Source organism: Streptomyces sp. NPDC029041 (assembly GCF_040637515.1).
Lineage (GTDB): Bacteria > Actinomycetota > Actinomycetes > Streptomycetales > Streptomycetaceae > Streptomyces.
This window is the reverse complement of sequence record NZ_JBEZWO010000002.1, coordinates 728144-740500: the sequence shown is the minus strand read 5'-3', so window position 1 is coordinate 740500 and position 12357 is coordinate 728144. Positions and strand designations below refer to the sequence as shown.

The following is a 12357-nucleotide window of genomic DNA, read 5'->3' as shown; positions in this document are numbered from 1 at the left end:
TGTGGGGCCGGTGTTCGTGGTCTCGGCGCCCGGCGTGCCGGTGATGGCCGGCTGCGTCATCAATAACTCTGCGTGCGACCGGTGTTACGGGCGCCGTGACGCCCCTGCGTGCGGCGTGTGTCGCGGCCTCGGCGCCCCGCGTGCCGGTGACGTCGCCGGTGCCGGTGTCCCTTTGTGGGGCCGGTGTTCGTGGTCTCGGCGCCCGGCGTGCCGGTGATGGCCGGCTGCGTCATCAATAACTCTGCGTGCGACCGGTGTTACGGGCGCCGCGACGCCCCTGCGTGCGGCGTGTGGCGCGGCCTCGGCGCCCCGCGTGCCGGTGATGTCGCCGGTGCCGGTGCCCCTTTGTGGGGCCGGTGTTCGTGGCCTCGGCGCCCGGCGTGCCGGTGATGGCCGGCTGCGTCATCAACAACTCTGCGTGCGACCGGTGTTACGGGCGCCGTGAGCCCCTGCGTGCGGCGTGTGTCGCGGCCTCGGCGCCCCCGCGTGCCGGTGATGTCGCCGTCATCAACAACTCTGCGTGCGACCGGTGTTACGGGCGCCGTGACGCCCCTGCGTGCGGCGTGTGGCGCGGCCTCGGCGCCCCCGCGTGCCCGTGATGTCGCCGGTGCCATCAGCGACCGCGCGTGCCGCCCGTGCCCGGGGCCCCTGCCGTTCCCGCTGCCTCTGCCGCCCGTGCCCGAGGCCCATGCCGTCCCTGCTGTCTCTGCCGCCCCGTGTCCTGCCGCCCCAGGGTTCTGCGGGCGGCGGGTGGACGGCAGTCTGAGCACCCAGCCTGCCACCGTCGCTACCCGTAACCTCGGGGGCCACGGCGGCCTCGGCCCCCCAGTCGCCTCACCCTGCCACCCCACCTGCCGCCGGTCTCCCCGCAGTGCCGGACCCCGTCCGCCGGACCCCGGGGCGCTGTAGGTTCGCCGCATGTCCGCCCACCTCGATCCTCGCCTGCTGCGCGGCTTCGTCACCGTGGCCGAGGAGTTGCACTTCACCCGTGCCGCGACGCGGTTGCACGTGGCTCAGCAGGCGCTCAGCCGGGACGTGCGGCGGCTGGAGCGGGAGTTGGGGGCCGAGTTGTTCGTGCGGACCACCCGGCAGGTGACGCTCACCCCCGACGGGGAGCGGCTGCTGCCGTACGCCCGCCGGGTGCTCCAGGCGCAGGACGAGCTGCTCGCCGCCTTCGGCCAGGCCCGGCCGCTGCTGGTCGACCTCAACTCCCCGGGCCTGGCCACGCCGCGCCGCGTCCTGCACGAGGCGCGTGAACTCGCGCCCCGGCACGAGCTGATGGCCCGTTACGAGAGCGGCCTGACCGGAGCCGCCGGTGAACTGCTCGCCGGCCGGCTGGACGCGTCGTTCGGACGGTTCGCCGGGCTGGACCCGGCGCTCCGGGCAGGACTAGCCCACCAGCCCGTGCGGTTCGAGCCGATGGCGGTCGTCCTGCCCGAGGACCACCGGCTGGCCGCGTGGGACCGCGTGCCGCTCGCCGAGCTCGCCGGTGAGAGCGTCTACGCGGGCGCCGGCAATCCGCGTACCCCGGAGTGGACAGGGCTGGCACGGCTGCTGTTCCAGGGGCGGGGCATCGACATCGCGCCACCCGCCCCGCTGGCCGTCGGAGACGAGGAATTCCAGCGGATCATGGCCAGAACACGCAACCCGATCCTGGCCGTCGTGGAGTTCCCGGCGCTGCCGTCGACGGTGGTGCGGCCCCTGGTCGACCCGGTTCCGCTGTCCCCCGTCTCCCTGGTGTGGCGCAAGGGCCTGACCCATCCGGCGTTCGACGCGCTGCGGCGGGCGGCGGCCCGGCTCGCCGCCGAGGAGGGGTGGCTGCGGCGGCCCACCGGAGGGTGGATTCCGGCCGGTGACGATGTCCTCATGACGTCTCACGACTGAGACGATTCGGTACCCGCGCTCACACAGAACCTTTCCGTGCGCTACATTCAATGCCTGAGCACGGTGTGGTAATAGGGGTGCGTTCGGACGGGTGGGGGCCCGGTCCGACGGCGGGTGCTCAGGTCGTCAAGCGCACCTGAACCATCCCGTGGGGGGAAGTGCGTGCGCGTGAAAGAGTGGCGAGAAGACGCCCAACCCGAGTGGCCCGAGGCCGCTGCAACTACCGGGGAACTCCCGTCGGACGGAAGGGTCCGGTACCGGAGATCCACGCAGGTCCTCCCCGGTCATGACGTCCGGACGCCCGGTCACCGGCTGCCCGCCGGGACGGAGGTACTGGCCGGCATCCCCCGCCAGAGCGACGGCGAGGACGCTTCGTTCACCACGGCGAGCCGGACGTCGGTCCGCGACCCCTGGCAGGACCAGGAGGAGGCCGGCCCGTCGGGCCATGCCGGCGCCACGGACAGGCAGACCCACGATCCGCACGAGGTCACCATCCAGCTCGACGCCGTGCAGCTCGGGGACGGCTTGCTGCGCCGGGCCGAGGAAGGCACGGGGGCCGGGGCCCCCGCCGACCGGCCCGTCTTCGTCGACGAGTCGGGCCGCCGCAGCCGCCGCTACCGCCGGATCGGCATGGCCGTCGCCCTGGCCTGCGGGGTTTACGCCGTCGTCATCGTCGCCACGCTGCTGTCGGGCAACTCCAACGCCCCGTGGCTGCCCGTGCCGACCAGGGAGGACAACCCGCCGGCCGGGCAGGTCGACAGCCCGCCGCTGACCGCCGAGTCGGCACCGCCCGAAGACGCGGGAGACACCGGCGCGACCGCGCCGGGCAGCACTCCGGCGACCGGCGGCGCCACGGCACCCGAGCCCGGCCGCAGCGCCGCCGCGCCGGCTGACACCGCCGACCCCGGCACGCGCCCCGGCGCGTCCGCCGAGCCCACGCCGACCGCGACCCGGCCCACCCCGAAACCGGGCAGCAAGACCACCGGCCCGGCCCCGACCAAACCGGCGGACCCGCCGAGCACGCCGGTCACCGACCCGACACCCACGGGCGAGCCCACCCCCCAGCCCACCGAGACCACGGGCACCGGCGGCGACGGTGGCACCGTCGCGGAAGGGCCGGCCGAGCCGCAGCCCGTCGCCGAGGCCCCGGCCGAACCGCAGCCCGCCGCCGAGACGCCCGCCGCCTAGACCGCGGCGCCGTCCGGGTCGCGTCGTCGCCTGAACCGCGTCGCCGCCCGGACCGCGTCGCACGTGCGGCGCCCGCCGCTCCGGGCGCCGCACCACCGCTTCCGGCCGGGCCCACCTCTGCCACCGGATCCCGCCCGGCCCCGGAGGAACCCGAGTCCTTTGGGCGGAACCACGTCGCGATCAGCCGTTCCGTGGGGCCCCGCCCCGCTCACGCGGCGGAGCCCCGAGGACCTCGCGGACACCCCGCGCAGCCGCAACGGCACCGCCCGCCCGCCCGGCCGGGCCCTTCCCGCCACACCGTCCGCCTGGCCCGTCCCCGTGCCATCCCATCCCGCACCACCCGGAGTTCCACCACTCATGGCATCCCGTACTCGCCGTTCCGGGCCCGCGTCCCGAGCCCCTGGCGGCTCCAGGCGCCGGCGCCTGCCCATGCGTCTGTTGCTGCCCCTGCTCGTGCTGGTCGCGCTGGGGGCGATGCTCATGCTGCGCGGTTACGTGCACAGCGAGATCCTCGCCGACCACCGGGTCCGGCCGCCCGCCGCCACCGACCGGGTGCCGGAGAAGATCATGAGCGGCGGGCCCGTCATCGACGCCCGCAGCGGCCGCACCGAGAGCCTGCGCGTGCCCGACCACCGCCTGGTGCTCACCTTCGACGACGGCCCCGACCCCATCTGGACGCCGAAGGTCCTGGACGTTCTGAAGAAGCACGACGCACACGCGGTCTTCTTCGTCACCGGCACCATGGCCTCGCGCTACCCCGACCTGGTCCGGCGCATGGTCGAGGAAGGCCACGAGGTCGGCCTGCACACCTTCAACCACCCCGACCTGTCCTACCAGTCCAAGAAGCGCATCGACTGGGAACTGTCCCAGAACCAGCTCGCCCTCTCGGGCGCGGCGGGCATCCGGACGTCCCTCTTCCGGCCGCCGTACTCCTCCTTCGCCGACGCCATGGACAACAAGTCCTGGCCGGTGACGAAGTACATCGGCGAGCGCGGCTACATCACCGTCGTCAACAACACCGACAGCGAGGACTGGCGCAAGCCCGGCGTCGCCGAGATCGTCCGACGTGCCACGCCCAAGGGCGGCAAGGGCGCGATCGTCCTGATGCACGACTCCGGCGGCGACCGCCACCAGACCGTCGCGGCACTGGACCGCATGCTGCCCGACCTGCGCGAGAAGGGCTACGAGTTCAGCAACCTCACCGAGGCCCTCGACGCCCCGAGCGCACACTCCACGGTCACCGGCCTCGAACGGTGGAAGGGCGCGGCGTGGATCTTCCTGGTCCAGGCCTCGGAGCACCTCACCGACGGGCTGGTCGTCGGACTCTCGATCGTCGGCACCCTCGTCATCGGCCGTTTCGTGCTCATGCTGCTGCTCTCCGGGGTGCACGCACGCCGGGTGCGCCGCCGCGGCTTCCGCTGGGGAGCGCCGGTCACCGAACCGGTGTCGGTTCTCGTCCCGGCGTACAACGAGGCCAAGTGCATCGAGAACACGGTCCGCTCCCTCGCCGAGAGTGACCACCCCATCGAAGTCCTCGTCATCGACGACGGCTCCTCCGACGGCACGTCACGGATCGTGGAGGCCATGGGCCTGCCGAACGTCCGGGTCGTCCGCCAGCTCAACGCGGGCAAGCCGGCCGCGCTCAACCGCGGTGTGGCCAACGCCCGGTACGACCTGATCGTGATGATGGACGGCGACACGGTCTTCGAACCGTCCACCGTGCGCGAACTGGTGCAGCCCTTCGGCGACCCGCGCGTGGGCGCGGTCGCGGGCAACGCCAAGGTCGGCAACAAGGACAGTCTCATCGGCGCCTGGCAGCACATCGAATACGTGATGGGCTTCAACCTCGACCGCCGGATGTACGACGTACTGCGCTGCATGCCGACGATCCCCGGCGCGGTCGGAGCCTTCCGCCGCAGCGCGCTGGAGCGGGTCGGCGGCATGAGCGACGACACGCTCGCCGAGGACACCGACATCACCATGGCCCTGCACCGCGACGGCTGGCGCGTGGTCTACGCGGAGAACGCCCGTGCCTGGACCGAGGCGCCGGAGACGGTCCAGCAGCTGTGGTCCCAGCGCTACCGCTGGTCGTACGGCACCATGCAGGCCATCTGGAAACACCGCCGGGCCCTGGTGGACAAGGGCCCCTCGGGCCGCTTCGGCCGGGTCGGCCTGCCGCTGGTGTCCCTCTTCATGGTCCTGGCGCCCCTGCTGGCCCCGCTGATCGACGTGTTCCTCATCTACGGCCTCGTGTTCGGACCCACCCAGAAGACGATCATGGCGTGGCTCGGCGTCCTGGCGATCCAGGCGGTCTGCGCGGCCTACGCCTTCCGGCTCGACCGCGAGCGTATGACCCACCTCGTCTCGCTGCCCCTGCAGCAGATCCTGTACCGCCAGCTGATGTACGTCGTACTGCTCCAGTCCTGGATCACCGCCCTCACCGGCGGCCGGCTGCGCTGGCAGAAGCTGCGGCGCACCGGTGCGGTCGACGCGCCCGGCGGCGGCCCCGTGCCGCGCCAGCGGTCCCAGAGCAGCTCCGAGCGGAGGCCGGTGGCATGACCCACGGAAACCCGATCCACACGTCGTCGGCGACATCCGGCATGCCGGCGGCGTCCTACGGCATGCCGCAGCAGCGCACGACGGACCCCGCACCGGCGGGCGAATCCGCCACCGCGACCGCCCCCGCCGCGTCGGCGCGCCCGGGCGGCGGCCGTGACCGCTACCTCGACCTGCTGCGCTCGATCGCCCTGGTCCGTGTCGTCGTCTACCACCTGTTCGGCTGGGCGTGGCTGACGGTGCTGTTCCCGTCGATGGGCGTGATGTTCGCGCTGGCGGGCTCCCTGATGGCGCGCTCGCTGGACCGCCCGGCCCTCGGTGTGATCCGCGGCCGGATCCGCCGGCTCCTGCCCCCGCTCTGGGTGTTCGGCGTGCTGGTGCTGGCGATGATGTTCGCGGCCGGCTGGAATCCGCTGAAGGACCCGGACCACGGCGGTGCCTGGGGCCTGGTCGACCTGGCCAACTACTTCTTCCCCGTCGGCGCCCCGCCCTTCCCCTGGCACCTCGGCGCCAAGTCCGGCCTGCTGGAGGACACCTGGGCGGTGCAGGCGGCCGGTCCGCTGTGGTACCTGCGGGCCTACCTCTGGTTCGTCATCGCCTCCCCGCTGCTGTTGTGGGCGTTCCGCCGGGCGCCGTGGCCGACGCTGCTGGCACCGCTGGGCCTCACGGCGGTCGTCGGCACGGGCCTGGTGAAGATCCCCGGCGAGACGGGCAACGCGGTGACCGACTTCGCGGTCTACGGCGGCTGCTGGGTCCTGGGCTTCGCCCACCACGAGGGCCTGCTCAAGCAAATCCCCCGCTACCTGGCGATCTCCTGCGCGGCCCTGCTCATGGCCTTCGGCCTGTGGTGGGCCTCGGGGCACCTGGGCCCCGACGGCTGGGACCTCAACGACATCCCCCTGGCCCAGGCGGCCTGGTCCTTCGGCTTCGTGGTCGTACTCCTCCAGTACTCCCCGTCGTGGCGCGAACTCCCGGGCCGTCTGGCCAAGTGGGACAAGCTCGTGACCCTCTCCAACAACCGCGCCGTCACGATCTACCTCTGGCACAACCTCCTCATCATGGCCACGGTCCCGATCCTCGACCTGCTCTACGAGCTGCCGTTCCTCCAGAGCGACAGCGCGGTGTCCGCCCTGGACAGCACGTACACCCTCTGGATGTTCGCCCTGGTCTGGCCGCTGATCGGCGCGGCGATCCTGATGTTCGGCTGGGTCGAGGACATCGCGGCGAAGCGGTCGCCGCGGTGGTGGCCGAACGGGCGAGGCGGCAACAGCCGGAGGCGCCGGCGGTAGGGGTGGGCCGGCGCGGGGGAGGGCCCGTTCCCCGGGCCCTCCCCCGTGTGGAAAACTGCCCGAGTTGCGTCTGTGAACGGGTGGCCCGGGGAAGCGGTGGAATGAGCAAGCGGCAGACACAGAAGATGCTGCGGCTGATGGCGAGCGGGGAACCGGTCGAGCTGACCAGCCCGATGGCGTCCGTGAAGAAGCTGGCCAGGCTGGCCTTCGTGGCCCAGCAGTTCGGCTACGAGTACGCCGACGTCCGGCAGAGCAGCGGCCGCAACGGCGCGCTCATCATGCTGCTCGTGCCCGACCCGAGCCCGCAGGCCCGGGCCCGGGCCGGGCAGAACTGGGCGCAGTACCCGAATGCTGCCGACGGCGTCTCCCTGCCGCCCCTCGTGCCGGACGCCTTCGAACTCCTCAAGGCCCGCATCAACTTCGACCTCACCGGCAAGAACGCCGAGAAGCGCATGGCGTACGGGGCCCTGGGGGTCACCGTCGGCTGTGTGATCCTCGCCTTCCGGTCCGGGGGCCAGGCCACCGACTTCATCACGGCCGGTGTGGTGTGGCTGCTGCTCATGGCGGTCTTCGGCATCGGTTTCCTGGTGACGCGCAAGCGCAACGCCAAGTTCGCGGCCCGGCTGCGGGCGGCGGGCTTCACGCCGGTGCACGACGAGAGCGGGCGGCTGCGGTACCTGCCGCCGGGGGCGCGGCAGCCCGGGCAGGGCAACCCGTTCGCGGGCGGTCCGTACGGGGCCGTGCCGGGCCAGTCGGCTCCGTCGACGGGGGCGCCGGCGGCCTACGGGCAGCAGACGCCCGGGCCGTACGCGCAGCCGGCGCCCGGCCCGTATCCGGGTCAGCCCGCGCACGCTCCTTACGGCGGTCAGCCCGCGCAGGCCCCGTACGGCGGTCAGCCCGCGCAGGCCCCGTACGGCGGTCAGCCCGTGCAGGCCCCGTACCCGGGTCAGCCCGCGCATGCTCCGTACGGCGGTCAGCCCGGCCCCTACGGTGTGCAGCCTTCCGGCCCCTACGGTGTGCAGCCTTCCGGCCCGTACGCCCAGCCGTACCACCAGCCCCACCCCCAGCAGAACCCCCACGGGCAGCCCCCCGGGCACTGAGACGGAAACCTCCCGGAACCTCTCATCCCGCCCGAGCCCGGGGTGAGAGCAAAGTTCCCTCGCGGTCACCCGGTGCCACAGGCAGGAAACGAGCCCTCCCTATCTTCGGGACCAGTCAGTCGAAGTACGACCGAGCCCGGAGCACAGTGGAGGCGTCATGACAGGTCCTGGCACAGCACCCGCACCCCCGAGCAAGGGCGGACGCTGGATCCGGCACTGGGACCCCGAGAACGAGACGTTCTGGGCGGAGACCGGGGAGAAGGTCGCCCGCCGCAACCTCTTCTTCTCCGTGCTGTCCGAGCACATCGGTTTCTCGATCTGGACCCTGTGGTCCGTGCTGGTGCTGTTCATGGGCCCGGAGTACGGACTCACCCCGGCCGACAAGTTCATGCTGACCTCGATGGTCACGCTGGTCGGCGCCGTCGTCCGCGTCCCCTACACCTTCGCCGTGGCGATCTTCGGCGGGCGGAACTGGACGATCATCTCCGCCGCGCTCCTGCTGATCCCGACGGTCTCCGCGTTCGTCGTGATGGAGCCGGGGACCTCCTTCTCCACGTTCCTGCTCGTGGGCCTGCTCGCCGGTGTCGGCGGCGGCAACTTCGCCTCCTCCATGACCAACATCAACGCCTTCTTCCCGCTGCGGAAGAAGGGCTGGGCCCTCGGCCTGAACGCGGGCGGCGGCAACATCGGCGTGCCGGTGATCCAGCTGGCCGCCCTCGCGATCATCGGCGCGAGCGGCGGACCGCGGGTCCTGCTGGGGATCTACATCCCGCTCATCGTCCTCGCCGCGGTCCTGGCCGCGGTCTTCATGGACAACCTCGAGAACGTGAAGAACGACACCGGTGCCGCCAAGGACGCCGCGCGCGACCCCCACACGTGGATCATGTCCGTCCTCTACATCGGCACCTTCGGATCCTTCATCGGCTACAGCTTCGCCTTCGGCCAGGTCCTGCAGAACCAGTTCGGCCGGACTCCGCTCCAGGCCGCGTACGTCACCTTCCTCGGCCCGCTGCTCGGCTCCCTCATCCGGCCCGTGGGCGGCTGGCTCGCCGACCGCTACGGCGGCGCGCGGATCAGCCTGTGGAACTACGTCGGCATGGGTGCCGCGACGGCGGTCCTCATCGGTGCCTCCATGGAGAAGTCGCTGGCCCTGTTCACCGTGGCGTTCGTGGTGCTGTTCGTGCTCAGCGGTCTCGGCAACGGCTCGACGTTCAAGATGATCCCGGGCATCTTCCAGAACAAGGCCCTGGCCAAGGGGCTGGAGGGCGAGGAGGCCGCGGCGTACGGGCGGCGGCTGTCCGGGGCCTCCATGGGCCTGATCGGCGCGGTCGGCGCGCTCGGCGGTGTCGGCATCAACCTCGCCTTCCGCCAGTCCTTCCTCTCCTACGGTTCGGGCACCGGGGCGTTCGTCGCCTTCCTCGCCTTCTACGCGGTCTGCTTCGCGGTCACCTGGGCCGTATACCTTCGCCGTACGGCTGCCCGGGTAACCGCCGGCACGACGGCCTCGGAGGCGAAGCCGCAGCTCAGCTACGCGGAAGTGTGACGTAACACCAGCGACATCACACCGATCCGAGCCTGTCACGAGCCGTTGACAGGCTCGATCGGCATGTAGGTACGCCGTACCCACGAAGTACGACGACTCGAGTGCGGGACGAGAGCCATGTACGAAGAACAGCGACCGGACCACGGGCCCCTTGCGGGTTTCACCGTGGGGGTGACGGCCGCGCGCCGGGCCGACGAGCTCGGGGTGCTGCTGCAGCGACGCGGTGCCGCCGTCCTGCACGCCCCTGCCCTGCGGATCGTGCCGCTCGCCGACGACAGCGAGCTGCTGGCGGCGACGAAGGACATCATCGAGCAGGTGCCGGACATCGTCGTGGCCACGACCGCGATCGGCTTCCGGGGCTGGGTCGAGGCCGCCGACGGCTGGGGGCTGGGGGAGGAGTTGCTGGCGCGGCTGGGCGGCGTACGGATCCTGGCGCGCGGGCCGAAGGTCAAGGGCGCGGTCAGGGCCGCCGGGCTGACCGAGGAGTGGTCGCCGTCGTCGGAGTCCATGGCGGAGGTGCTGGACCGGCTCCTGGAGGAAGGGGTCGAGGACCTGCGGATCGCGATCCAGCTGCACGGTGAGCCGCTGCCCGGGTTCGTGGAGGCGCTGCGGGAGGGCGGGGCCGAGGTGGTCGGGGTGCCCGTCTACCGCTGGATGCCGCCGGAGGACATCACCCCGGTCGACCGTCTGCTGGATGCGACGATCGCCCGCGCCCTGGACGCGGTCACCTTCACCAGTGCCCCGGCCGCGGCCTCCCTCCTGTCCCGGGCGGAGGACCGGGGGCTGCTCGACGAGGTGCTGGCGGCTCTGAGCCACGACGTCCTCCCGGCCTGCGTGGGCCCGGTCACCGCCCTGCCCCTGCAGTCCCGCGGCATCGACACGATCCAGCCCGAACGCTTCCGGCTCGGCCCCCTGGTCCAGCTCCTCTGCCAGGAACTGCCCGCGCGGGCCCGGTCGCTGCCCGTCGCCGGTCACCGTGTGGAGATCCGCGGCCACGCCGTCGTGGTCGACGGTGACCTCAAGCCCGTCCCGCCCGCCGGTATGGCCCTCCTGCGCGCCCTCTCCCGCCGCCCCGGCTGGGTCGTCGCCCGGGCGGACCTGCTGCGCGCCCTGCCCGGCTCGGGGCGCGACGAACACGCGGTGGAGACCGCCATGGCCCGCCTGCGCACGGCCCTCGGCACACCGAAGCTGATCCAGACGGTGGTCAAGCGTGGCTACCGCCTGGCCCTGGACCCGAGCGCGGAAACGAAGTACGCAGACGCATGAGCCCGTCCGGGGGTTGAGCCGGATCGCGACATCTCCCGGCCCGGTGGTGAGGGGTACGCGCCGCTCTGCTCCAGCCGTGCGCCGGGCCGTCGCGGACACGGGGGCGTTCCACGGATCTCCGGCCAAGCGTGACCCCGAGGCCGGGTGGGACGCACCGCGCGGGCTCAGCCGCCGAAGACAACCTCGCCGGAGGCCGCCCGGACGCCGCAGAACGCGGTCCGGCACCCGCAGGTGACGGCGGGGTCATGCCCGCGGGGAATCTGGGGCGCGCGCCCGCATGAGGCTCCGGTCCGGCGCCCGCAGGTGATGCCGGGCCGCAGGAGATCCCGGCCTGGGCCCGCAGGTGACGCACGGCCCGGGCCCGCGGGGGATCTGGGGCGCGCCCGCAGGCATGTGAGGCTCGCGCCCGCAGGTGCCGCCGGGTCCCAGGCCCCGCAGGGAATCTGGGGCGCGCGCCCGCAGGAGGTTCCGGTCCGGCGCCCGCAGGAGACGACGGGCCCGTGCCCGCAGGTGATGCCGGGCCATGCCCGCAAGAAGGCGTCCGACGGGAGTCCGGCCGCCGCCCGAAGGGAATGGCCAAGGGGAGTCCGGCCGGAGCGGAGCGTGAGCTCGTGGGCCGTTGTCCCGCAGGCCCGGGCGTCGGACCCCGGCTCCGGCGGTGGTCGCCGGCCGCGCCGCGCTGCCCCCCGATCCGGGCCTGACGCCTTGCTGCGGTGTGGCCGGAAGGGGTGTCCCTGCCGGCGCCCGGCGTGCAAGGCGTGCCCGAGGGGTTTCCGGCGGCGTGGTGGGCAGGCACTGTAAGGGGGAGCGGGTCGCCGGCTCTCTCGTCGGGTGTCCCGGCGACGCGTCTCACCGAAGCCCTCGCGACCGGGGTGAACCCCTAGGCGGTGACAGGCACATGGCACTGAGCACGGCCACGGCCTCCAACGAGCTGCGCTTCGACACCGGGCGGATCTGCCTGGACCTGCTGACCACCACGCACCCCGACGAGCGGCTCGACTCCGTGGACGTGCTGCGCGCCTGGATCACCGGCTCCGGGCTCGTCCCGGCGGACACCCCCCTGGCCCACGCCGACACCGGCTGGCTGCTCGCCTTCCGCGAACTGCGCGCCCAGATCGACCGGTTGGTGCGCTGCCGGCCGAGACCCGGGGTCGCGACGTACGACCTGGCCCTCGCCCGCGTGAACGACCTGGCCCGCACCGCGCCCCCGGCACCCCGCGCGGTCCGCGGCGAAGACGGCCGGCTGCTGCGACGGCTGGACGGCCCGCCCGGCTGCGCCGCCCTGCTCGCGGTCGTCGCCCGGGACGCCGTGGACCTGCTGACCGACCCCGTCGCCCGTGCGGCCCTGCGCCAGTGCGAAGGGGACAACTGCCCCATCGTGTACCTCGACACCTCCCGCGGACGCAGGAGGCGCTGGTGCTCCAGCGAGGTCTGCGGGAACCGCGAACGCGTCGCCCGGCATCGCCGCCGCGCGGCACTCGCCCGCGCGTGAAACGGAATTGAGTGGTCCGTGCACTCAATTCCCTTGTCC

The 12357-nt window shown here is 72.9% G+C and carries 8 protein-coding genes; all 8 read left to right on the top strand.

Annotation, left to right across the window (positions count from 1 at the left end; translation table 11 throughout):
• The first annotated feature begins 918 nt into the window (after positions 1-918).
• The 8 genes from AB0F04_RS06940 (at position 919) to AB0F04_RS06905 (ending at position 12318) form a co-directional block, all read left to right on the top strand.
• A complete protein-coding gene (locus AB0F04_RS06940; protein ID WP_362038541.1) occupies positions 919-1884 on the top strand; it encodes a LysR family transcriptional regulator in 966 nt (321 codons plus the stop codon).
• A gap of 168 nt (positions 1885-2052) precedes the next feature.
• A complete protein-coding gene (locus AB0F04_RS06935) occupies positions 2053-3072 on the top strand; it encodes a hypothetical protein (protein ID WP_362038539.1) in 1020 nt (339 codons plus the stop codon).
• 357 nt (positions 3073-3429) lie between these two features.
• Entirely contained in the window at positions 3430-5631 is a 2202-nt protein-coding gene (locus AB0F04_RS06930; protein ID WP_362038538.1) for a glycosyltransferase, read from the top strand.
• Entirely contained in the window at positions 5628-6917 is a 1290-nt protein-coding gene (locus AB0F04_RS06925; protein ID WP_362038536.1) for an acyltransferase, read from the top strand. Before AB0F04_RS06930 ends, AB0F04_RS06925 begins: the two co-directional genes overlap by 4 nt.
• Positions 6918-7018: 101 nt before the next feature.
• The gene (locus AB0F04_RS06920; RefSeq protein WP_362038533.1) at positions 7019-8017 is read left to right on the top strand and encodes a hypothetical protein; all 999 of its coding nucleotides are present in this window, start codon (positions 7019-7021) and stop codon (positions 8015-8017) included.
• A gap of 157 nt (positions 8018-8174) precedes the next feature.
• Complete coding sequence (locus AB0F04_RS06915; protein WP_362038531.1) at positions 8175-9560, top strand: nitrate/nitrite transporter; 1386 nt, start codon at positions 8175-8177, stop codon at positions 9558-9560.
• 117 nt (positions 9561-9677) lie between these two features.
• Positions 9678-10826 carry a uroporphyrinogen-III synthase gene (locus AB0F04_RS06910; RefSeq protein ID WP_362038529.1) on the top strand — a complete coding sequence of 383 codons (1149 nt, stop codon included), beginning with the start codon at positions 9678-9680 and terminating at the stop codon, positions 10824-10826.
• Positions 10827-11724: 898 nt separating this feature from the next.
• Positions 11725-12318, top strand: coding sequence for an ABATE domain-containing protein (locus AB0F04_RS06905; RefSeq protein WP_362038526.1), 594 nt, complete (start codon positions 11725-11727; stop codon positions 12316-12318).
• Positions 12319-12357: the final 39 nt, after the last annotated feature.